19 protein-coding genes are annotated in these 22,450 nt (G+C 72.2%); 1 reads left to right on the forward strand and 18 read right to left on the reverse strand.

The annotated features are described in order from the left end of the window. Window positions 1-81: 81 nt before the first annotated feature. The gene (locus tag ACFY2Q_RS24075; RefSeq protein WP_387133879.1) at window positions 82-972 is read left to right on the forward strand and encodes a septum formation family protein; all 891 of its coding nucleotides are present in this window, start codon (window positions 82-84) and stop codon (window positions 970-972) included. An 88-nt stretch (window positions 973-1,060) separates the two neighbouring features. Here the strand turns inward: ACFY2Q_RS24075 and ACFY2Q_RS24080 are convergent, their stop codons facing one another. From ACFY2Q_RS24080 to pyrR, 18 genes are all read right to left on the reverse strand, one after another. Continuing rightward, the gene (locus ACFY2Q_RS24080) at window positions 1,061-2,539 is read right to left on the reverse strand and encodes an RsmB/NOP family class I SAM-dependent RNA methyltransferase (protein WP_387133880.1); all 1,479 of its coding nucleotides are present in this window, start codon (window positions 2,537-2,539) and stop codon (window positions 1,061-1,063) included. After that, a complete protein-coding gene (gene fmt / locus ACFY2Q_RS24085) occupies window positions 2,494-3,420 on the reverse strand; it encodes a methionyl-tRNA formyltransferase (RefSeq protein WP_387133760.1) in 927 nt (308 codons plus the stop codon). The genes ACFY2Q_RS24080 and fmt overlap by 46 nt, the downstream gene beginning before the upstream one ends. Before the next feature lie 5 nt (window positions 3,421-3,425). After that, on the reverse strand, window positions 3,426-3,983 hold the full coding sequence (gene def, locus ACFY2Q_RS24090; protein ID WP_053655520.1) for a peptide deformylase: 558 nt from the start codon (window positions 3,981-3,983) through the stop codon (window positions 3,426-3,428). A 151-nt stretch (window positions 3,984-4,134) separates the two neighbouring features. Further along, window positions 4,135-5,118, reverse strand: coding sequence for an AAA family ATPase (locus ACFY2Q_RS24095; protein WP_387133761.1), 984 nt, complete (start codon window positions 5,116-5,118; stop codon window positions 4,135-4,137). 242 nt (window positions 5,119-5,360) lie between these two features. Then, window positions 5,361-7,508 carry a primosomal protein N' gene (locus tag ACFY2Q_RS24100; protein WP_387133763.1) on the reverse strand — a complete coding sequence of 716 codons (2,148 nt, stop codon included), beginning with the start codon at window positions 7,506-7,508 and terminating at the stop codon, window positions 5,361-5,363. Between the two features lie 59 nt (window positions 7,509-7,567). Then, entirely contained in the window at window positions 7,568-8,761 is a 1,194-nt protein-coding gene (gene metK / locus ACFY2Q_RS24105; RefSeq protein WP_387133765.1) for a methionine adenosyltransferase, read from the reverse strand. Window positions 8,762-8,847: 86 nt separating this feature from the next. Further along, on the reverse strand, window positions 8,848-10,056 hold the full coding sequence (gene coaBC / locus ACFY2Q_RS24110) for a bifunctional phosphopantothenoylcysteine decarboxylase/phosphopantothenate--cysteine ligase CoaBC (protein WP_387133766.1): 1,209 nt from the start codon (window positions 10,054-10,056) through the stop codon (window positions 8,848-8,850). 14 nt (window positions 10,057-10,070) lie between these two features. Continuing rightward, window positions 10,071-10,334 (reverse strand): DNA-directed RNA polymerase subunit omega, encoded by a 264-nt coding sequence (gene rpoZ, locus ACFY2Q_RS24115; protein ID WP_007075826.1) that lies wholly within the window; start codon window positions 10,332-10,334, stop codon window positions 10,071-10,073. Window positions 10,335-10,397: 63 nt separating this feature from the next. Continuing rightward, window positions 10,398-10,931 carry a guanylate kinase gene (locus ACFY2Q_RS24120; RefSeq protein WP_387133767.1) on the reverse strand — a complete coding sequence of 178 codons (534 nt, stop codon included), beginning with the start codon at window positions 10,929-10,931 and terminating at the stop codon, window positions 10,398-10,400. Window positions 10,932-10,956: 25 nt separating this feature from the next. Continuing rightward, entirely contained in the window at window positions 10,957-11,274 is a 318-nt protein-coding gene (mihF, locus tag ACFY2Q_RS24125; protein WP_053655462.1) for an integration host factor, actinobacterial type, read from the reverse strand. 178 nt (window positions 11,275-11,452) lie between these two features. Then, window positions 11,453-12,289: an orotidine-5'-phosphate decarboxylase gene (gene pyrF / locus ACFY2Q_RS24130; protein WP_387133768.1), complete on the reverse strand. Its 837-nt coding sequence runs from the start codon at window positions 12,287-12,289 to the stop codon at window positions 11,453-11,455. A gap of 72 nt (window positions 12,290-12,361) precedes the next feature. Next, on the reverse strand, window positions 12,362-13,636 hold the full coding sequence (locus tag ACFY2Q_RS24135; RefSeq protein WP_387133770.1) for an adenosylmethionine--8-amino-7-oxononanoate transaminase: 1,275 nt from the start codon (window positions 13,634-13,636) through the stop codon (window positions 12,362-12,364). Between the two features lie 295 nt (window positions 13,637-13,931). Continuing rightward, window positions 13,932-14,978, reverse strand: a complete 1,047-nt coding sequence (locus ACFY2Q_RS24140) for a quinone-dependent dihydroorotate dehydrogenase (protein ID WP_387133771.1) — start codon at window positions 14,976-14,978, stop codon at window positions 13,932-13,934. Further along, entirely contained in the window at window positions 14,975-18,322 is a 3,348-nt protein-coding gene (gene carB, locus ACFY2Q_RS24145) for a carbamoyl-phosphate synthase large subunit (protein ID WP_387133773.1), read from the reverse strand. Before carB ends, ACFY2Q_RS24140 begins: the two co-directional genes overlap by 4 nt. Beyond that, window positions 18,315-19,508, reverse strand: a complete 1,194-nt coding sequence (gene carA / locus ACFY2Q_RS24150) for a glutamine-hydrolyzing carbamoyl-phosphate synthase small subunit (RefSeq protein WP_387133775.1) — start codon at window positions 19,506-19,508, stop codon at window positions 18,315-18,317. Before carA ends, carB begins: the two co-directional genes overlap by 8 nt. Next, window positions 19,505-20,782, reverse strand: a complete 1,278-nt coding sequence (locus ACFY2Q_RS24155; RefSeq protein WP_387133776.1) for a dihydroorotase — start codon at window positions 20,780-20,782, stop codon at window positions 19,505-19,507. Before ACFY2Q_RS24155 ends, carA begins: the two co-directional genes overlap by 4 nt. Beyond that, complete coding sequence (locus ACFY2Q_RS24160) at window positions 20,779-21,705, reverse strand: aspartate carbamoyltransferase catalytic subunit (protein ID WP_387133778.1); 927 nt, start codon at window positions 21,703-21,705, stop codon at window positions 20,779-20,781. The genes ACFY2Q_RS24155 and ACFY2Q_RS24160 overlap by 4 nt, the downstream gene beginning before the upstream one ends. Then, a complete protein-coding gene (pyrR, locus tag ACFY2Q_RS24165) occupies window positions 21,702-22,286 on the reverse strand; it encodes a bifunctional pyr operon transcriptional regulator/uracil phosphoribosyltransferase PyrR (RefSeq protein ID WP_387133780.1) in 585 nt (194 codons plus the stop codon). Before pyrR ends, ACFY2Q_RS24160 begins: the two co-directional genes overlap by 4 nt. Between the last annotated feature and the right edge of the window lie 164 nt (window positions 22,287-22,450).

The raw sequence follows: 22,450 nt of genomic DNA on the forward strand, positions 1-22,450 counted from the left end.
TACGGTGCCGTATGCTCCTGCGCCGTGGCGCTACCGGCCGGCTGGGGCCGGCCGGACGCCACCGGCAGCGGGAGGTCGGAGATGCGACGGTGGTTGACGGCGGTCGTCGGGAGCGCGGCGGTGGCCCTGGTGCTCGCCGGTTGTGGCGCACCCGCCGGAGTCGACCGTGACCTCACCGACGACTGGCCGGCGCCCGTCGCCGCGCAGCAGTTCGTGCCCGCCGCCGATGTCTGCCACCACTCGTCGCAGCAGGTGGGCTTCCTGAGCGGTTACAACCCGATGGAGTGCGGCGAGTCGCACCGGGTGGAGACCATGTACGTCGGCACGCTCACCGGTCCGGGCGCCGAGCGCAGCACACCCCCGCCGCCCGGTTCGGTGGGCATGCGGGCCGCGCGGGATGCCTGCGAGGCCGAGGTCGGCAAGGCGCTCGGCGCCGACCGGCGCACCGGGCGGCTCACCCTGACCGTCGTGCTGCCGTCCGCACCCGCCTGGGCCGGTGGCGCCCGCTGGTACCGCTGCGACGTCTCGGAGATCGCCAGCATCGACGACTCCGCCGTCGACCTGCGCACCGGCAGCCTCCGGGGTGCGCTTACCGGTGCGGCGCCGCTGGCGTACCGCTGCTTCAACCCGAAGCTGGTCAAGGACAAGGTCGAGGAGATGGTGTCGGTCTCCTGCACCGCCAAGCACCACGCCGAGTTCGTCGGAATCTGGGAGGCACCGGACATCAGCTACGCGGAGTTCAAGCGCACCAGCAAGCGGACCCACAAGGCCTGCCGGTCGCTGATCGCCAAGTTCGCCAAGGTGCCGGACAACTCCGACCTCGACTACCGCGCCGGAACGATCTTCTACCAGCCGTACGAGGAGGATTGGAAGAACGGCAACCGGGGCGTGCAGTGCTTCCTCTGGATCAGCGACCGGAACCTGACCCGCTCGATGAAGAACGCGGGCAACAAGGGCCTCCCGGTCAACTGACCGCCCAGCCGAGCTGAGCTGAAAGGAAGGGCCCCTTGTTAACGCGCCGCGTTAACAAGGGGCCCTTCCTTTCACCGTTGGCGCGGACTCAGCCTCGGCGCAGGACAGCGAGGAACATCGCGTCGGTGCCGTGCCGGTGCGGCCAGAGCTGCACGGTGGGGCCGTCGCCCAGACCGGGCATCCCCGCCGGGAGCAACGGCCGGGCGTCGACGAAGTCCACCGACACCCCGCTGCGACGCGCCGCCTCGGTCACCGTCACGTGCGTCTCCACGGTGTGCGGCGAGCAGGTGACGTAGGCGACGAGGCCGCCCGGGCGGACCGCCCGCAGCGCCGCGCCGAGCAGTTCCCGTTGCAGCCGGGTGAGCTGCGGCAGGTCGGACGGCTGGCGCCGCCAGCGCGACTCGGGCCGGCGGCGCAGTGACCCCAGCCCCGTGCACGGGGCGTCCACAAGCACCCGGTCGAAGTGCCCCTCGGGCAACTTCGGGTCCGCGCCGACCTCCCGGCCGTCCATGGCCAGCACGGTGACCGGCAGACCTCGGGTCGCCTGGGACACCAGCCGGGCCCGATGCTCGGCCACCTCCACGGCGGTCAGGCGGGCGCCGCGCTGCGCGGCAAGCGCGCCGAGCAGGCCGGCCTTGCCGCCCGGGCCGGCGCACAGGTCCAGCCAGCGCCCGTCCGGGCCGTCAAGCGGCGCGTCGGCGAGCGCGACGGCCACGAGCTGCGAGCCCTCGTCCTGGACGTGGGCGCGGCCGTCGACCACCGCAGGCACGTCACCCGGCGCGCCGCCGGACAGATAGACGGCGTACGGCGAGAAGGCGCCGGGGGCACCACCGACCTGGTCGGCCAACTCGACCGGGTCGATCAGGCCGGGGCGGGCGCACAGGTGCACAGGAGGCCGCTCGTTGTCCTCGATCAGGAGCCGCTCCGTCTCGCCCAGGTCACCGCCGAGCGCCTCGGAGAAGGCCCGCACGATCCACTGTGGATGGCTGTACGCCAGGGCGAGGTGCCCGACCGGGTCGGTATCCATCGGCGGAGCCAGCTTGGCCACCCACCCGTCGGAGTCGAGGGTGGACACCTCGCGCAGCACCGCGTTGGCGAACCCGGTGGCGCCCGGCGCGACGGCACGGACCAGATCCACTGTCGACGAGACGGCCGCGTGCGGGGGCACCCGGGTGTGCAGCAACTGGTAGGCCCCGATCCGCAGCGCGTCGCGCACCGGCGGGTCGATCCGGGCCACGTCCCGGCCGGCCGCGTCGGTGAGGATCGCGTCCAGCGTGCCCAGGTGGCGCAGGGTGCCGTAGGTCAGCTCGGTGGCGAAGGCCGCGTCCCGACCGAACAGCCCCTCGTCGCGCAGGATGATCGGCAGCACCAGGTTGGCGAACGCGTCGTCGCGGTGCACGGCGGCCACCGCCTCGTACGCCGCGCGCCGTGGCCGGTCCAGTGGAGGCCGGACGGGCCGACGATCCACACCGCGGCCGGCCGACGAACCACCACGGCTCGGGCGGGTCCCCTCCGGGGCCGTCACGCGAAGGCCTCGCCGGTGCTGACCCGGACGCCGCGCGCCCAGTCAGTCGCCGGCATGGCCCGCTTACCCGCGGCACGAACCTCGCCGAGGCGCACCGGCACGGTGGCCGTTCCGGCAAGCACCTGGGACTTCTCCACCAACAGCTCCCCTGGTTTCAGGTCCGGGCCGTCGGCCACCGGCACGACCGGGCCGAGTTTCACCCGCTCGTCCCGGAATGTCGTCCACGGCCCGGGGGCCGGAGTGCAGGCGCGGATCCGCCGGTCCACGGCGAAGGCCGGGTCAGCCCAGCGCACCCGGGCGTCCTCCACTGTCAGCTTCGGCGCCAGCGACACACCGTCGGCGGGCTGCGGCTCGGCCCGGGCGGTGCCGTCGGCGATCGCGTCGAGCACCGCCACCAGCAGCCCGGCGCCGGAGTCGGCGAGCCGCTCCAGCAGGTCGCCGGAGGTGTCGGTGGGGCGGATCTCGTCGGTAAGGGTGCCGAAGACCGGCCCGGTGTCCAGACCCTGCTCCAGTTGGAAGACGCTGGCCCCGGTCAGCTCGTCGCCGTGCAGCACGGCGTGCTGCACGGGCGCGGCGCCGCGCCAGGCGGGCAGCAGCGAGAAGTGCAGGTTGATCCACCCGTACCGGGGGATCTCCAGGGCCGCCGGCGGCACCAGCGCGCCGTAGGCGACCACAGGCACGCAGTCCGGTGCCAGCTCGCGCAGCCGGTCGAGGAACTCCGGGTCGCGAGGGCGGGCCGGGGTGAGCACCTCGACGCCGTGCTCGTCGGCCCACGCGCCGACCGGGGAGCGGGACAGGCCACGCCCACGCCCGGCGGGCGCGTCGGGCCTGGTGACCACGGCCACCAGTTCGTGCGGGGAGGCCGCGACGGCGGCCAGGGCGGGAACGGCCACGGCCGGAGTACCGGCGAAGATCACGCGCATCCGGGTCACCGCCCCAGACCGAAGGGGTCGCTGAGGTGCGGGCTCAGCTTGACCGTCGGCGGGGCTGCCGCGTCGTACCACTCGGCCTGACGGATCGCCTTCATGGCTTCCTTACGCCCCTCCGGATCGAGCCGGTCGAGGAAGAGCACCCCGTCGAGGTGGTCGGTCTCGTGCTGCACACAGCGGGCCATCAGGCCGGTACCGACGATCTGCATCGGGTCGCCGAACGAACTGAAGCCCTTGGCGATGACGTTCTGCCGGCGCTTGGTGTCGAAGTAGAGCCCGGGGATCGACAGGCAGCCCTCCGGGCCGTCCTGCTCCTCCTCGTCGGGAAACTCCAGCACCGGGTTGATCAGGTGCCCGAGCACGTCGTCGACGTCGAAGGTGAACACCCGCAGGCTCACACCGAGCTGCGGCGCGGCCAGGCCGGCGCCGCCCTGCTCACGCATCGTGTCGGTGAGGTCGGCCACGAGCCGACGCAGCTCGGCGTCGAAGTCGACCACCGGATCGGCCGGCGTGCGCAGCACCGGATCCCCAAAAAGACGGATGGGCTGGACGGTCACGCGGGACGACTCCTTCATGTGTGGGACGTGCGGTGCCGTACCAGTCTACGGAGTGCACGGCGGGGCGCCGGCCGGCGTACCTCGATCGGCCACCGCCGGGGTGCCGAGCGTCACCGGCACGGCCGCGGTGGCCGGCCCGACGAACTGACTCTCAGGCGCTGACGCCCGGCTCCCCGGCGAGGACCGTGGCGCCGCCGAGCAGAGCGGGCTCCGGCAGCGGCAGCTGGATCTTGTGGGCGGACTCCCAGTCGTAGACCACGCCGGGGCGCACCTGCGCGGCGAAGAAGTCGATGGCGCTCATGCCGCCCACGACCGGCTCGTCGACCTCCGCGACGAGCTGGGCGGGCACCAGGGAGAAGCCGTTCTGCAGAGCGGCGCTGAGCCTGCGGTGCCCGTCGACGACGAAGAAGTACTCACCGGTGAAACCGATCTTCAACGGCTCCAGCGACTCGTCACCGGCCTCGGCCACGTCACCGACGAAGTCGCTGTCCCACAGACCGCGCAGCGTCGCGATGTCCTCGGTCGGGTAGACCCGGGCCGGGTCCAGCAGCAGCAGCGGCGAGCAATCCCGCAGGACGTCGGCGCCGAGCGTGCCCTCGTACGCGGCGATGATGTGTTCGACCACCTCGGCGGCGGACGCCCGGGTCGTGTCGCAGATCAGGTCATAGTTGCGCAGGCGAGCCTTGTCCACCCCGTAGCGGACGATGAACCGGCTCCGCTCACTCTCGCTGCGCTCGCGGAGCTTGGCCTTGGCCTCCTCCAGCGAGGCGTAGCTCTCCGCAGGCCCGGACGGGCGGGCCAGCACCCGGCGGGCCGCCTCCCCCGGCTCGGTGATCATGTGCACCTTGAGCGCGTTCGTGAAGAAGTGCCACGCCAGCCGGGAGTCCATGACGAGGTGCTCGCCGGAGGCGGCGATGTCCCGCTGGAGCTGGTCGACGTATCCGTCGACGGCCTGGTCGAGCTCGGCGTGCAGGTTGAGCTGCAGGGCGGTCATCTGCCGCTGCTGCGCCATCTCCCGATAGAGGTCACCCACGCTCACCCGGCGCATCCCAAGCCGGTTGGCGATCTCCACCGAAACCGTGCTCTTGCCGCTGCCCAGGTCGCCGTTGAAGACGATCGATTGTCGAACGGTCACGACTGGTCCACCCCTGATCACCGGCTCAAAGACATCATCGACATCGCGCCCGACCGACGCGTTCCCGCCATCCGGCGAGGACCCAGCTCGGCGCGTCTGACGCCCCGTCGCGACCTGGAGCCGTCGTACGCCATGGCATGACGGGCGATGCTACCACTCGGGCGCCACCACTTTGCCGGACGCGGTGTGCGAGCACAGGCGTCCCGGACCAGGCCAGGGGCCGTCGGCGCGGACCGAAACGGTCAGAAGAGGCTCAGCGGATCGACCTGGAGACGGACCGGGTCGGCGGCCTTGCGGGCGGCCCGCGCCCCGGCGGCCGAGTGCAGCGCCTCGGCGAGCGCGGCGGCCCGAGCGCGGGGCACCCGGACCAGCATCCGCTCCCGGCCCTCGTCGGCCGGCACCGGGCCGAGCACCTCGGCGTCGCCGGGCAGCCGGGCGGCGGCGAGCAGGTCGGCCACCGCCTCGGCGGAGCCTGTGACGCTCGCCATCCGCACCGCCGGCGGGAAACCCAACTCCCGGCGCTCGGCCAACTCCCGGCCGGCGAACCAGGCCGCGTCCCACCGCAGCAGCGCCTGCACCGGGGCGAGCGCGCCGTCGGCGACCACCACCACCCGGCCGGCCGGGGCCGGCCGGGCCAGGGCCGCGGCGGCCATCCAGCGCCGCAGCGCCTCCTCACCGGCGCGCAAGTCGGCACGGGTCAGCAGGGCCCACGAGTCGAGCAGCAACACCGCGCCGTAGCCGCCCTCGGCGACCGGCTCGGCACCGGGCGTGGCCACCACCAGAGCCGCGCCGCCCGGCACGTCGGTGAGCACCTCCTCCCGGCCCGAGGTGCGCACCGGCACGCCGGGAAAGGCCCGGCCCAACTCCTCGGCGGTACGCCGCGCGCCCGTCACCGCCGCCCGCAGCCGCCGGCCACCGCACTGCGGGCAGGCGTACGCGGCGGCCACCCGGGCGCACCAGCGGCAGGCCGGAGTGCCGCCGGCCGACGGCAACGCCAGCGGGCCGGCGCAGTGCGCGCAGCGGGCCGGAGTCCGGCACTCGGCGCAGGAGATCGAGGGCAGATAGCCACGCCGGGGCACCTGCACCAGCACCGGCAGGTCCGCCCGGATGGCGTCTCGGGCGGCCGTCCAGGCCAGGCTGGGCAGCCGCGCGGTGGCCGCCCCCGGGTCGCGGGCCAACTGCGGGTCGTCACCGGTCGGCGCGATTGTCGGGATCCGGGCCCGTACTGTCGCCCGGTCGGCGACCACCTCCCGGGCCCACCCCGTCTCCAGCAGGAGTTGCGCCTCGGCCGTGCGGGCGTACCCACCGACGAGCGCGCCGGCCTCGGCGAGCTGGGCGCGGGTGAGCAGCACGTCGCGGGCGTGCGGATAGGGCGCCCGGGGTTCGGAGTGCAGATCGTCGCCGTCGTCCCAGACCGCGACCAGGCCGAGTCGGTCCACCGGGGCGAACATGGCCGCCCGGGTGCCGATCACCACCGGAACCTCCCCGCGCCGGGCGGCGAGGAACGCCCGGTAGCGCCGGGCCGGCCCGAGCGCGGCGGAGAGGCTGACATGCCGCCCCGGGCCGAGCACACAGGTGAGCGCGGCGTCGAGCCGATCGAGGTCACGGGCGTCGGCCACCACGACCACCGCACCGCGCCCCCCGGCGACGGTGGCGGCCACCGCGTCGGCGTAACGGGCCGCCCAGTCCTCGCCGGGCAGCGCCGACCAGACCGCGCGGGGTGCCCGGCCGTCGGTGAGCGCCGCCAGGAGGGCAGGCCCGGTCGGGTAATCCCGCCACCCGCGCGGATCCACCGGCGCGGACCCAACCGCCGGGTCCGCGTCGGCCCCGGCCGTGGCCGTGGGTACGGCGGCCACGTCCCGGCCGGCCGGGGCTGCCGCGTCGGCAGCGTGAACAGCACCGCCGCCGGCAGCGTGACCGTTGCCATAGGCAGCGGGAGCTGCGGCCCCGGCGACAGCGTCGGCGACGGCGCTTTCAGCGACGGGGACGTCCGCGGCGTCGGCGTCGGCGTCGGCGTCGGCGGCTTCGGCGGCTTCGGCGGCGGTCGAAGGGCTGAGGTGGTCGGCGCGGGCTTCCTTCTCCACGCGGGCGTGCCGGGGCGGCACGGCGAGCCGGAGCACGTCGGCGAGGTTGCCCGCGTACCGGTCGGCGACCGCGCGGGCCAGCCGGGCCACCTCGGGCGACAGCACCGGCTCCGGCGAGACCACCTTCTCCAGGTACGCGAGCCGGCCGGTGTGCCCGGAGTCGTCGGCGCGGGCCAGCAGCCAGCCGTCGACGAGTTGCCCCGCGAAGCGCACCTTCACCCGGGTGCCGGGCACCGCCACGTCGTCCAGGTCGGCCGGCACCAGATAGTCGAACGGTCGGTCCAGGTGCGCCAACGGGACGTCCACGCAGACGCGCGCGACCGGCGACCCCGCAGCGGGTCGCCGGTCGCTACGCCTGGTGGCGGTCAGGCTCCCGCGGCCGACTTGAGGTCGGCGGCCCGGTCGGTGCTCTCCCACGTCAGGTCCGGCAACTCACGGCCGAAGTGGCCGTACGCGGCGGTCTGCTGGTAGATCGGGCGGAGCAGGTTGAGGTCCCGGATGATCGCTGCCGGGCGCAGGTCGAACACCTCGTTGACGGCCTTCTCGATCGAGGAGACCGGCACCGTCTCGGTGCCGAACGTCTCGATGAACAGGCTCACCGGGTGCGCCTTGCCGATGGCGTAGGCGACCTGCACCTCGCACCGCTCGGCCAGGCCGGCGGCGACCACGTTCTTGGCCACCCAGCGCATCGCGTACGCCGCCGAGCGGTCCACCTTGGACGGATCCTTGCCGGAGAACGCGCCGCCGCCGTGCCGGGCGTACCCGCCGTAGGTGTCGACGATGATCTTGCGGCCGGTCAGGCCGGCGTCACCCATCGGGCCGCCGATCTCGAACCGGCCGGTCGGGTTGACGAGCAGCCGGTAGCCGTCCGTGTCCAGACCGAGGCTCTCCAGCTCCGGGGCGATCACGTGGTCGCGCACGTCCGGCGTGAGCAGCGACTCCAGCGAGATGTCCGCGGCGTGCTGGCTGGACACGACAACTGTGTTCAACCGGACCGGGCGCAGCCCTTCGTACTCGATGGTGACCTGGGTCTTGCCGTCCGGGCGCAGGTACGGGATGGTGCCGTCCTTGCGGACCGCGGCGAGGCGGCGGGCCAGCCGGTGCGCGAGGGCGATCGGCAGCGGCATCAGCTCCGGCGTCTCCGAGCAGGCGAAGCCGAACATCATGCCCTGGTCGCCGGCGCCCTGCGCGTCCAGTGCGCTCTCCGACGCCCCGGTACGCAGCTCGAAGGCGTTGTCCACGCCCTGCGCGATGTCCTCGGACTGCGCTCCGATGGAGACGCTGACGCCGCAGGACGCGCCGTCGAAGCCCTTCTTCGACGAGTCGTAGCCGATGTCGAGGATGGTCTTGCGCACGATCGTCGGGATGTCGGCGTACGCCTTCGTGGTGACCTCACCGGCGATGTGCACCTGGCCGGTGGTGATCATGGTTTCCACCGCAACCCGGCTGTGCGGATCCTCGGTGAGCAGCGCGTCGAGAATACCGTCGCTGATCTGGTCGGCGATCTTGTCCGGGTGGCCTTCCGTGACCGATTCGGACGTGAAGAGGCGGCGTGTCACGGCACTCCTAAGCGTGTGAAGTCGTTCGCGGCAGTCTAGTCACCACTGCGGCCGGTGTCGGGATCGGTCACGTCCAGTTCCACTCGTCAGGAGCGGTCGGCCAGCCGCGCCACGACGAGATCCCACACGGTGTCGGCCACGGCCTCCTTGGCCTGCTCCGGCAGGCGGCTCACCGAGCCGTCCGCTCCGATGACCGTCACCGTGTTGGTGTCGGCGCCGAAGACCTTGTCGGGCCCGACCTCGTTGACCACGATCAGGTCGGCCCGCTTGCGGACGAGCTTCGCCCGACCGTTGGCCTCCGCGTCGCCGGTCTCGGCGGCGAACACCACAAGCACCTGCTCCGGTCGCTTACGCTGGCCGAGCTCCGCCGCGATGTCCGGGTTCGTGACGAGCTCGATGGTCGGCGCGACACCGTCGTCCGACTTCTTGATTTTGCCAGTCGCGTACGTCGCGGGCCGGAAATCGGCCGGAGCCGCAGCCATCACGACCGCGTCGGCCTCGACGGCGGCTTTCAGGGTGGCCTCCCGCAACTCGGCGGTGGAGCCCACCCGGACCAGGTCGACCCCGGCGGGGTCGGCGAGGGAGACGTTCGCCGCGATCAGCGTGACCCGGGCGCCCCGGGCGACCGCCGCGCGGGCGAACGCGTAGCCCTGCTTGCCCGACGAACGGTTGCCGAGGAAACGGACCGGGTCCAGGGGCTCCCGGGTGCCGCCAGCGGTGACCACCACATGACGACCGGTGAGGTCGGCCGGTGCCGACCCGCCACGGGCCAGCAGTTGGCGGGCGACCGCGAAGATCTCCGCCGGAGCGGGCAGCCGGCCCTTGCCGGTGTCGACGCCGGTGAGTCGACCGACGGCCGGTTCGATGACCCGGACGCCTCGGGCGCGCAGGGTGGCCACGTTGGCGACGGTGGCCGGGTGCTCCCACATCTCGGTGTGCATGGCCGGGGCCAGCACCACCGGGCAACGCGCGGTGAGCAGCGTGTTTGTCAGCAGGTCGTCGGCGAGCCCGTGCGCGGCCTTGGCGAGCAGGTCAGCGGTGGTCGGCGCGACCACCACCAGGTCGGCCTCCTGGCCGAGCCGGACATGTGGCACCTCGTGCACGTCGGACCAGACGTCGTCGGCGACCGGCTGGCCGGAGAGCGCCGCCCAGGTCGGCGCCCCGACGAACCGGAGCGCCGACGCGGTCGGCACGACACGGACCTGATGACCCGATTCGGTGAAGAGCCGCAGGAGCTCACATGCCTTGTAGGCGGCGATGCCGCCACCGACCCCGAGGACGATCCGAGCGGACATCGGCGTGCCGACGCTTATGGCTGGTCGGTCGGCTCGGCGGTGAGCAGGCCTGCGTTGATCTCACGCATGGCGATGGAGAGGGGCTTCTCCTGCGGGGTGGTCTCGACGAGCGGGCCGACGTACTCCAGGAGGCCCTCACCGAGCTGGCTGTAGTAGGCGTTGACCTGGCGCGCACGCTTGGCGGCGAAGATGACGAGCGCGTACTTCGACGTCGTCTTCTCGAGGAGCTCGTCGATCGGCGGGTTGGTGATGCCTTCGGGGTTGGCGATGGATCCCACGAATTAACCTCTGCGTCTTTCGAGCCGCGCGGACGCGGTGCTGAGTCTCAACGGCGGTCGGCGTCAGCCACGCACGCGCGACCAGGCCGGATCCGGATAAGAAGAACCGAGTAAGCCTACCAGCTCGACAGCCACCCGTTCGGTGAGGTCGTGGGTCAGGGCGTACGCGAAGGCCGCCACCACTGCGGCGTCGGGCGTTTGCCCGGGTGGGCTCAGCAGCACCAGCCGGGCGTCGGGCAGTCGTGCCCGGACCAGCTGGGCGCCTGCCAGGTCGAGCGGGAGCAGGACCGGCTGCCCGGCGTCGAGCCGGGCGCGCAGCGGGGGGTACGGGGTGCCCCGGCGGTACGGGCCGATCCGGGACCACTCGAGCAGGTCGCCGGCGGCCACCCGGCGCTCGAACTCCGCGGCGGCGAGGAAGACCCGGTCCTCCCCGTCCACCTCCGGCTCCCGGCGCGGCCTTGTCGTTGCCGGCACCGGGATCCACACGAACGGAGAACGCGCCCGGACGAGCTCGACGACACTCTCCCTGCCGGAACCCGAAGGTCCAGCCAGGACAGTGAGCCGAGCCGCCGGGCGCGCCTCGTCATCCGTGCTCACTGCTTGTTTCTACACGCTGCCAGGTTCAGTTGGCGGCGAACTCTCCAAGCAGTGCCTTGCGCTGCTGCTCGCCGAGGCCGCGCAGGCGACGGCTGTCGGCGATCTTGAGCTTCTCCATGATCTGGGTGGCCCGGATCTTGCCAATGCCCGGCATCGCCTGCAGGACGGCCGAGACCTTGAGCTTGCCGACGACATCGTCGCCCTCGGCCCGTTCAAGGACGGCACCGAGGGTGGTCTTGCCCTGCTTGAGCTGCTCCTTCAGCTCGGCGCGGGCCTTGCGGATCTCCGCGGCCTTCTCGAGCGCGGCAGCGCGCTGTTCGGGGGTCAGTGACGGGAGCGGCACCAGTTCTCCTCAGGTCCCTATCGCGGCGGGCGGGGCGCACCGCCGCATCTGTGAAACGTGGTGTCGCTGTGAACCAAGGGGTCCGTGGTTCCCAGCGCGGGGAAAACTAGCGGTCAGCGGAGCTTTCGGCAACGTGGGCGCGCGATGATCATCGCAGAGTGACCGAGCCGTCAGTCAGTCACCGGGCAGCCAGAACGGCCCTGCACTCGGCCAACACCCGGTCGGCGGCGGCCCGCAGGGCGGTGCCGTCCGGGCCCGCCGAAAGCACCTCGCGGGAGTACGACGGGAGCACCGCAGGAAGGCTCGAACCGAACACGGTACGTAGGTCCGCAGCCCCGGCGCCCTGCGCTCCGAGCCCCGGCGCGAGCAGCGGACCCCCCACGCCGGATAGGTCGTGACCGGTGTCCCCAATGGTCGCGCCGACCACCAGACCGAAGCTTCCGAGGGGGTCCGCACCCCTGTTGAGCTGGGAAATCTCGTCAATCACGGTCTGCGCGACGGTGCGTCCGTCGGCGGTGCGCGCGCGCTGGACGGCGGCGCCCTCGGGGTTCGAGGTGAGGGCGAGCACGAAGACACCGCCGCCGTGCTGGGCAGCGAGTTCGAACATCGGGGCCAGCGAACCTACTCCCAGGTAGGGGCTCGCGGTGACGGCGTCGACATACAAGGGGCTGGATGGATCGAGGTAAGCCGAGGCGTACGCGCTGACCGTTGAGCCGATGTCGCCACGCTTGACGTCCAACAAAACGAGCGAACCGGCTGCCCGTAACTGTCGGATAGTTGACTCAAGGATCGCCACACCGCGGGACCCGAACCGCTCGAAAAAGGCCGACTGAGGCTTGACCACCGCAACCCGGTCACCGAGGGCGTCCACGACGGTCCGGCTGAACCGGTCAAGACCGTCGAGATCGTCGGCGAGACCCCAACGGGCCAGCAGACCGGGATGCGGATCGATGCCCACACAGAGCGGTCCTCGCTCGCCGACGGCTCGGTGCAGTCGGGTGCCGAAGCTCTCCATCCGGTACTTCCCCTCTCCTCGTCCGGGCGGCGACCCGCCCGGAGTACCCGTCGACCCGACAGCCGGGCCGCCTCAGCCGGCCGCCACCGCCGCCGCCACGCCGGCCGCGATCCGGGCCAGGTCGGCGTCGTCGGTGACGTACGGCGGCATCGTGTAGATCAGGTCGCGGAACGGCCGCAGCCACACCCCCTGCTCGGCCGCCGCAGTGGTGGCGGCGCCGAGGTCCACCTCGTGGTCGAGCTGGACCACCCCGATCGCGCCGAGCACCCGCACGTCGGTCACGCCTGGCGTGCCGCGCAGTGGCTCCAGGCCGACGCGTAGGCCCTCGCCGACCCTGGCGACCTGCCCCGCCCAGTCCCCCGCCCGCAGCAGCCCGATGGAGGCGTTGGCCACCGCACAGGCCAGGGGATTGCCCATGAAGGTGGGCCCGTGGGCCAGGACGCCCGCGGCGGAGATGCCCCGGGCGATCTCCGGGGTGCACAGGGCCGCGGCAAGGGTCAGGTACCCGCCGGTGAGCGCCTTGCCCACGCACATCACGTCCGGGGCCACCCCGGCGTGCTCGGCGGCGAACATGGTGCCGGTACGGCCGAACCCGGTGGCGATCTCGTCGAAGATCAGCAACACCCCGTGGGCGCGGGTCACCTCGCGCAGCACCTGCAGGTACCCGGGATGGTGGAAGCGCATCCCGCCCGCGCCCTGCACCACAGGCTCCACGATCACGGCGGCCAGTTCGTCGGCGTGCCGCTCGATCGTGTCCGCCAACGCCGTCACGTACGCCTCGTCGGGCGGGTCGGTGAAGCCGCCCGGCGGGACCGGGGCGAAGACCTGCCGGGGCAGCACGTCACCCCAGAGGTGGTGCATCCCGCCCTCCGGGTCGCAGACGCTCATCGGGTGGAACGTGTCGCCGTGGTAGCCGCCCCGCCAGGTCGCCAGCCGGCGCCGCTGCGGCCGGCCGACCGCCCGCTGGTACTGCAGGCACATCTTCACGGCCACCTCGACGCTCACCGAGCCGGAGTCGGCCAGGAACACGTGCTCCAGGCCGTCCGGGGCCAGCTCGACAAGGGTCTGGGCGAGCAGCACCGCCGGTTCGTGGGTGAGGCCGCCGAACATCACGTGGCTCATCCGGCCGAGCTGGTCGGTCACCGCCGCGTCCAGCACCGGGTGCCGATAGCCGTGGATTGCCGCCCACCAGGACGACATGCCGTCCACCAGTTCCCGGCCGTCGGCCAGCCGCAGCCGCACCCCCTCGGCGCTGTCCACCACGTAGGGCGGGTTCGCCGCCGGCAGCGCCGTGTACGGGTGCCACACGTGCGCCCGGTCGCCGGCCAGGATCTCCTCGGGCGTCACGCGCGTTCCTTCCCAGCCTGGGCGGCTCGATCGCCGCCAACGGCACGCGCCGCTGCGCGGTGCCGGACCACTTGTGCGCGTCCTTTGCTCTGCTTCAACCCACGCAACGGCCAACGTCCGGTATCCGGACACCGGGTGTTGCGTCGGGTGAAGCAGAGCAAAGGACGCGGGGACAGGTCGGCGGCCGGCGCGGCAGGGCGCACGACCACGCCAACCGACACCAGAGCCGGAGCGGCACGACGCACGACCAGGCCGCCGGACACGGAGGCCGCAGTCGGCTCGACCGCCCCTGCGGTCACCGGCCGGCGACCGGGTCAGGTGCTCCCGTGGTGGCCTTCGCGCGGGCGACGGCCCGGACCAGGGCGGGGCCCCGGTAGATGAAGCCGGTGTAGAGCTGCACCAGGGCGGCGCCGGCGTCGAACATGCGAGCGGCGTCGTCCGGGTCCAGCACTCCGCCGACCCCGATGATCGGCAGCCGGCCACCGGTCTCCCGGTGGACGAAGGCGACCACCTCCCGGGCCCGACCGGTCAGCGGGCGGCCGGACAGCCCACCGGTCTCCGCGCCGCGCTGCGCGTCCGTCGACGCCAGCCCGTCACGGGCCAGTGTGGTGTTGGTGGCGATCACCCCGGCCGCACCCCGGGCCAGGCAGACCTCCAGCAGTTCGGCGATGGCCGCCTCGGTCAGATCAGGGGCGATCTTGACCAGGACCGGCTTCTCCCCCACCAGTGCGGCGAGCAGCGCGTCCAGGTGCGTACGGTCCTGCAACGAGCGCAGGCCCGGAGTGTTCGGTGAGGAGACGTTCACGGCGAAGTAGTCGCCGTGCCCGCGCAGCGCACGGTACGAGGTGAGGTAATCCTCGACAGCCTCGTCGAGCGGGGTCACCTTGGACTTGCCGAGCGAGATGCCCAACGGCACACCGATCGGGCGCGGCAGCGCGGCCAGTCGGGCGGCCAGCGCGGCAGCACCGGCGTTGTTGAAGCCCATCCGGTTGACCACCGCCTCGCTGGCCGGCAGCCGGAACAGGCGCGGCCGGGGATTGCCCGGCTGCGCGTGTGCGGTGACCGTGCCCACCTCGACGAAGCCGAAGCCGAGCGCCGGCCAGGCCGCCAGCGCCGCGCCGTCCTTGTCCATGCCGGCGGCCAGCCCGACCGGGTTCGGGAACCGGACCCCGAAGACCGTGCGCGGCGCGTTCACCGCGTAGCGGGCGCGGAGGGCGGTGAGCGCGGCGGGCCGCCGGGACAGCGCGGCCAGCCGCCGCAGTGTCCACTCGTGCGCGGCCTCCGCGTCGCCACCGCCGATCCGGAACAACAAGGGCCGTACCGCACGCTCGAACACTGTCACTTGGCAGCCCGCAGCATGGCGTGCAGATCCTGAAGCGGGCGGACCTGCATGTCGCCCCGGATCCGCGCCTCGATGCCCATCACCGCCGCGGCGGCACCGGGGACCGTGGTGATGCAGGGGATGTCCCCGGTGACGGCGGCGCTGCGAATCTCGTAGCCGTCGGAGCGGGCGCTGGCACCCGAACCCTGCGGCGTGTTGATGACAAGCGCCACGTGGCCGCCGAGGATCAGCGACACCGCGTCGTCGCCCTCACCGGCCTGGTAGTGCTTGCGGATCTGCTCGCAGGCGATCCCGTGCCGACGCAGCACCTCGGCGGTGCCGGTGGTCGCCACGATCTCGAAGCCCAGGTCGGCCAACCGCTTGATCGGGAAGATCATGCCCCGCTTGTCCCTGTTGGCCACCGAGACGAAGATCTTCCCGGCGGTGGGCAGCGAGCCGTACGCGGCCGACTGGCTCTTGGCGAAGGCATGCCCGAAGTTGGTGTCGATGCCCATCACCTCGCCTGTCGACTTCATCTCCGGCCCGAGCAGCGAGTCGATCCCCTTGCCCGCGCGGGTACGGAAGCGCTTGAACGGCAGCACCGCCTCCTTGACCGCGATCGGCGCGTCGGCGGGCATCGTGCCGCCGTCACCGGTCGCCGGCAGCAGGCCCTCGGCGCGCAACTCGGCGATGCTCGCGCCCAGCGCGATCCGGGCCGCCGCCTTGGCCAGCGGCACCGCCGTGGCCTTCGAGACGAACGGGACGGTCCGCGAGGCGCGCGGGTTGGCCTCCAACACGTAGAGCACGTCGTCCTTGAGCGCGTACTGCACGTTGAGCAGGCCGCGCACTCCGACGCCACGCGCGATGGCCTCGGTGTAGCGGCGGACCTCGGCCAGGTGCGACCCTGCGAGGGTGATCGGCGGCAGCGCGCACGACGAGTCACCGGAGTGGATGCCGGCCTCCTCGATGTGCTCCATCACGCCACCGATGTAGACCTCGCCGTCGGCGTCGCACAGCGCGTCCACGTCGATCTCGATGGCGTCGTCGAGGAACCGGTCGACAAGCACCGGGTGGTCCGGGGAGATGTCGGTGGCCCGACCGATGTAGTCGCGCAGCGTCGGGTCGTCGTAGACGATCTCCATGCCCCGCCCGCCCAGCACGTACGACGGCCGGACCAGCACCGGGTAGCCGATCTCGTCGGCGATCGCCTTGGCCTCGTCGTAGGAGGTGGCCATGCCGTGCGCGGGCGCGCGCAGCCCGGCCCGCGCCAGCACGAGGCCGAAGGCACCCCGCTCCTCGGCAAGGTGGATCGACTCCGGCGAGGTGCCGACGATCGGCACACCGGCGTTCTTGAGCCGCTGCGCCAACCCGAGCGGCGTCTGCCCGCCGAGCTGGACGACCACACCGACCACACCCGGCCCACCGGCCGCCCGGCCGGACGAGTCCTCGGCGTGCCAGACCTCCAGGACATCCTCGAACGTCAGCGGCTCGAAGTAGAGCCGGTCGGCGGTGTCGTAGTCGGTGGAGACGGTCTCCGGGTTGCAGTTGACCATGACGGTCTCGTAACCGGCCGACCGCAGCGCCTGCACGGCGTGCACGCACGAGTAGTCGAACTCGATGCCCTGCCCGATCCGGTTCGGGCCGGAGCCCAGGATCAGCACCTTCGGCCGGTCCGACGGTGCGACCTCGGTCTCCAGGTCGTACGTCGAGTAGTGGTACGGCGTGGTCGCCTCGAACTCGGCCGCGCAGGTGTCAACGGTCTTGTAGACGGGGCGCACGTCGAGCCGGTGCCGCAGGGTCCGTACGCCGTCCTCGGCCGCCAACTCCGGCCGCAGCGCGGCGAGCTGCCGGTCGGACAGGCCGGCCCGCTTGGCGCGGCGCAGCAGCTCGGCGTCGAGCACCGCGGCGTCCACGATCTCCGCCCGCAGCTCGATAAGCGCGACGATCTGGTCCAGGAACCACGGGTCGATTCCGCCGGACGCCGCGTTGACCTCGGCGATCGACGCGCCGAGGCGCAGCGCCCGCTCGACCGTGTAGAGCCGGCCGTCGTGCGGGATGCGCAGCGCGGCGAGGGTGTCCGCCAGTGTGACGCCCTCCGGGTCGGGCAGGGTCCAGAACCCGGCCGCCTTCGTTTCCATCGAGCGCATCGCCTTGTTCAGCGCCTCGGTGAAGTTACGGCCCAGGCTCATCGCCTCGCCCACCGACTTCATCGTGGTGGTCAGCTCCGGGTCCGCGCCGGGGAACTTCTCGAACGCGAACCGGGGGATCTTCACCACCACGTAGTCCAGGGTCGGCTCGAACGCCGCAGGGGTCTTCAACGTGATGTCGTTGGGGATCTCGTCGAGGGTGTAACCGATGGCCAGCTTCGCGGCGATCTTGGCGATCGGGAAGCCAGTCGCCTTGGAGGCCAGCGCCGACGACCGGGACACCCGCGGGTTCATCTCGATCACGACGATCCGGCCGTCGGCCGGGTTGACCGCGAACTGGATGTTGCAGCCGCCGGTGTCGACACCGACCTCGCGCAGCACCGCGATGCCCAGGTCACGCAGGCGCTGGTACTCCCGGTCGGTGAGCGTCATGGCCGGGGCCACTGTGACGCTGTCGCCGGTGTGCACGCCCATCGGGTCGATGTTCTCGATCGAGCAGACCACGACCACGTTGTCGCGCCTGTCGCGCATCAGTTCGAGCTCGTACTCCTTCCAGCCGAGCACGCTCTCCTCGATGAGCACCTCGTGCACGGGGCTGGCGGCCAGGCCGTCGCCGGCGATGCGGGCCAGGTCCTCAGGGGTGTGCGCCATGCCCGAGCCCAGACCGCCCATGGTGAACGACGGCCGGATCACCACCGGCAGGCCCAGCTCGGCGACTGTCGCCTCGACCTCGTCCATCGAGTGGCAGACCCGGGAGCGGGGCACCAGCCCGGCCGGGTCGTCGACGCCGAGCCGGACACCGGCCTTCGCGACGATCTCCTTGAACAGCTGGCGGTCCTCGCCCCGGTTGATCGCGTCGATGTTCGCGCCGATCAACTCGACGCCGTACTTCTCCAGGACGCCGTTCTCGTGCAGGGCGACGGCGGTGTTGAGCGCGGTCTGCCCGCCGAGGGTCGCCAGGATCGCGTCCGGGCGCTCCTTGGCGATAACCAGCTCCACGAACTCCGGGGTGATCGGCTCGACGTACGTGGCGTCGGCGAACTCCGGGTCGGTCATGATCGTGGCCGGGTTGGAGTTGACCAGGCTGACCCGGATCCCCTCGCTGCGCAGCACCCGACACGCCTGGGTGCCGGAGTAGTCGAACTCGCAGGCCTGCCCGATGACGATCGGCCCCGAGCCGATCACCAGGATGTGCTTGAGATCGCTCCGCTTAGGCATTGCTGCGCCCCTCGCTGTGGTTCCGGCCCTCGCTGGACTGCTGGTCGGGGGCACGGCCCTCGATCAGCTCGGCGAATCGGTCGAAGAGGTAGTCCGCGTCGTGCGGGCCGGCCGCCGCCTCCGGGTGGTACTGCACTGTGAACGCGGGCACGTCCAGAGCCCGCAGCCCCTCGACCACGTTGTCATTGAGGCAGACGTGCGACACCTGGACTCCACCGAACTCGGTGTCGATCACCTGGTCGGGGACGACCGCGCCGTCACCCGCACCCGGCACCTGCACCGCGAAGCCGTGGTTGTGGCTCGTCACCTCCACCTTGCCGGTGACCCGGTCGAGCACCGGCTGGTTGATGCCACGGTGGCCGTAGCCCAGCTTGTAGGTGCCGAAGCCCAGCGCCCGGCCGAGGATCTGGCTGCCGAAGCAGATGCCGAACAGCGGGATCCGCCGGGTCAGCACCTCCCGGGCCAGCGCCACCGGAGCGTCGGCGGTCGCCGGGTCACCCGGGCCGGGCGAGAAGAAGACCGCGTCCGCGCCGGTGGCGAGCAGGTCCTCGATGCTCGACGAGGCGGGCAGGACGTGGGTGGTCACCCCGCGCTCGGCAAGCCGCCGTGGCACGTTGCGCTTGATGCCCAGGTCCAGCGCCGCGACGGTGAACCGCCGCTCGCCGATCGCCTCGACGACGTACGGCTTGGCGGTGGTCACCTCGGCGGAGAGGTCCGCGCCGACCATCTGCGGTGACTGCCGGACCCGGGCCAGCAGGCTCTCCGGGTCCGTCTCGACGCTGGAGATGCCCACCCGCATGGCGCCCCGCTCACGCAGGTGCCGGGTCAGCGCACGAGTGTCCACGCCGCTGATGCCGACCACGCCCTCGGTGGCGAGCCGGTCCTCCAGACCGCCTGTGGCCCGCCAGTTCGAGCCGATCCGGGCCGGATCGCGCACGACGTACCCGGCGACCCAGATCCGGTCGGACTCGTCGTCCTCGCCGTTGACGCCTGTGTTGCCGATGTGCGGCGCGGTCTGCACGACCACCTGCCGGTGGTAGGACGGGTCGGTGAGGGTCTCCTGATAGCCGGTCATGCCGGTGTTGAAGACGGCCTCGCCGAAGGTTTCCCCGACACTGCCGTACGCCTCGCCGTGGAACGTGCGCCCGTCCTCGAGTACGAGGATCGCGGGCCTGCGCTTACTCACTTGACAGCCTTTCCGTCCAGGACCGTCGGCTCGCCACGCAGGAAGGTCGCCACGATGCGACCTGGCAGCGTCATGCGGGCGTACGGGGTGTTGCGACTGCGACTGGCCAGCTCCGCCGGTTCGATGGTGCGGCGGGCGGCCGGGTCGACAAGGGTCAGGTTGGCCGGCACACCGGGTGCCGGGTCGACGCCGTGCCCGGTCAGGCCGGCGATCCGGGCCGGGGTGCGCGACATCCGCTCGGCGATCAGGTCCCATTCGGGGCCGAGCACGTCGAGCGCGATGGAGAGGGCCGTCTCCAGACCGAGCATTCCCGGTCGGGCGTACGCCCACTCGCACTCCTTGTCCTCCACGGCGTGCGGGGCGTGGTCGGTGGCGATGATGTCGATGACGCCGTCGGCGAGCGCGGTGCGCAGCGCGGCGACATCCGCGGCCGTCCGCAGCGGCGGGTTGACCTTGAACACCGGGTCGTAGCTCTCCGCGCGCTCGTCGGTGAGCAGCAGGTGGTGCGGCGTAACCTCGGCGGTGACGCGTACCCCACGGGCCTTGGCCTGGCGCAGCACCTCGACGCTGCCGGCGGTGGAGACGTGGCAGACGTGCAGGCGGCTGCCCACGTGCTCGGCGAGCAGCACGTCCCGGGCGATGATCGCCTCCTCGGCGACCGCCGGCCAGCCGATCAGCCCGAGCCGGGTGGAGACCTCGCCCTCGTGCATCTGGGCGCCCTCGGTGAGTCGGGGCTCCTCGGCGTGCTGGGCGATGATCCCGTCGAACGCCTTGACGTACTCCAGGGCACGGCGCATCAGCAACGGGTCGGCCACGCAGTGCCCGTCGTCGGAGAAGATCCGCACCCGGGCGGCCGAGTCGGCCATCGCGCCCAACTCGGCCAGGCGCTCGCCGGCCAGGCCGACGGTCACCGCGCCGATCGGCTGCACGTCGACCAGCCCGGCCTCGCGGCCGAGCCGCCACACCTGCTCGACGACGCCTGCCGTGTCGGCCACCGGTGAGGTGTTGGCCATCGCGCAGACCGCCGTGTAGCCGCCCAAGGCCGCGGCGCGGGAACCGGACTCGACGGTCTCGGCGTCCTCGCGGCCGGGCTCGCGCAGGTGGGTGTGCAGGTCGACCAGGCCGGGCAGGGCCACCAGGCCGGTGCCGTCGATGACTGTCGCGTCCGGCGCGGACAGCCCCGCGCCGACCTCGACGACGACGCCGTCGCGGATCAGCACGTCGGTCGGCGCGGCGCCGACGACGCTCACGCTCGTGATGAGGTACGCGGTCACCGGTTGTTTCCTCCGAGCAGCAGGTACAGGACGGCCATCCGCACGGAAACCCCGTTGGTGACCTGTTCGACGATCGTGGAGCGGGGTGAGTCGGCCACCTCGGGGGTGATCTCCATGCCCCGGTTCATCGGGCCGGGGTGCATGACGATGGCGTGCTCCGGCAGCCGGCGCATGCGTGGCCCGTCCAGCCCGTAGCGGCGGGCGTACTCGCGGGCGGACGGGAAGTAGGAGTCCTTCATCCGTTCCCGCTGCACCCGCAGCATCATCACCACGTCGACGTCGGGCAGCACCGCGTCGAGGTCGTAGGACACGTCGGTGCCGGGTGCGAGGGCGCCCGCGATGTCGACCGGAATGAGGGTCGGCGGGCCGACAAGTGTCACCTTCGCGCCGAGGGTGGAGAGCAGCAGGACGTTCGAGCGGGCGACCCGGGAGTGCAGCACGTCCCCGACCACCGCCACCGACAGGCCGGCGAGCCGGCCCAGCCGGGCCCGCATGGTGTACGCGTCGAGCAGCGCCTGGGTGGGGTGCTCGTGGGTGCCGTCACCCGCGTTCACCACCGACCCGTCCACCCAGTTGGCCAGCCGGTGCGGCGCTCCGGAGGCGGGGTGCCGGACGACCACCGCGTCGGCCCCCATGGCCTGCAGGGTCAGCGCCGTGTCCTTCAGGCTCTCGCCCTTGGTGACGCTGGACCCCTTCGCGGAAAAGTTGATCACGTCGGCGCTGAGCCGCTTCGCCGCCGCCTCGAACGAGATCCGGGTACGCGTGGAGTCCTCGTAGAAGAGGTTCACGACCGTACGGCCGCGCAGCGCGGGCAGCTTCTTGATCTCGCGGCCGGCGACAGTGGCCATCTCGGCGGCGGTGTCGAGGATCTCGGTGGCGGTGTCGGCGTCCAGGTCCGCGCCGGAGAGCAGGTGCTTGATCATGCGGTTGCCCCCCCGTACAGCTTGACCTCGTCGACGCCGTCGGTCTCGGCGAGTGTCACCTTGACACTCTCGGCGAGCGAAGTCGGAATGTTCTTGCCCACGTAGTCGGCGCGGATCGGCAACTCCCGGTGGCCGCGGTCGACCAGGACCGCGAGCTGCACCGATGCCGGACGGCCCACGTCGTTGAGCGCGTCGAGCGCGGCCCGGACGGTGCGGCCGGAGAAGAGCACGTCGTCGACGAGGATGACCCGCTTGCCGTCGATGCCGCCGCTGGGCACCTGGGTGGGGCCGACCGCGCGGGTGCCGTGCCGACGCAGGTCGTCACGGTAGAGCGTGATGTCGAGCACACCGGCCGGGACGGCCACGTCCTCGAAGGTGCTGATCCGGGCCGCGAGCCGCCGGGCCAGGGGCGCGCCACGGGTGGGAATCCCCAGCAGCACGGTGTCGGCGGCGCCCTGGGTCTTCTCCAGGATCTGGTGGGCGATGCGGTCGACCACGCGCTGCACGTCGGCGCTGTCGAGGATGACCTTCACCGAGGGTTGTCGCGGTGGTGACGATCGGGCCGCCGGTGGGTACGCCACGGCAGACCTCCTTCCCCGCCTCACGGGACGGGTCGTTAAAGGATGTCGGGCACCTCCGGCCGGACCGCTGACGCAGCTCAGGCCGGGGCTTCACGCCACGTTACCAGTGGTCACCGGGCCGATGAACGGCGGCCGCTGACCATCGGATCAGGCCCACGGATGGG

It is taken from the genome of Micromonospora sp. NPDC000316, from assembly GCF_042898885.1.
GTDB lineage: Bacteria > Actinomycetota > Actinomycetes > Mycobacteriales > Micromonosporaceae > Micromonospora.

What these genes read in the sequence shown, in the direction of transcription:
- ACFY2Q_RS24075 (WP_387133879.1), top strand. Translation starts at nt 82, where the DNA reads ATGCGACGGTGGTTGACGGCGGTCGTCGGGAGCGCGGCGGTGGCCCTG.
- fmt (WP_387133760.1), bottom strand. Translation starts at nt 3,420, where the DNA reads ATGCGCGTGATCTTCGCCGGTACTCCGGCCGTGGCCGTTCCCGCCCTG.
- coaBC (WP_387133766.1), bottom strand. Translation starts at nt 10,056, where the DNA reads ATGTCCGCTCGGATCGTCCTCGGGGTCGGTGGCGGCATCGCCGCCTAC.
- pyrF (WP_387133768.1), bottom strand. Translation starts at nt 12,289, where the DNA reads ATGGAGAGCTTCGGCACCCGACTGCACCGAGCCGTCGGCGAGCGAGGA.
- carB (WP_387133773.1), bottom strand. Translation starts at nt 18,322, where the DNA reads ATGCCTAAGCGGAGCGATCTCAAGCACATCCTGGTGATCGGCTCGGGG.
- ACFY2Q_RS24160 (WP_387133778.1), bottom strand. Translation starts at nt 21,705, where the DNA reads ATGATCAAGCACCTGCTCTCCGGCGCGGACCTGGACGCCGACACCGCC.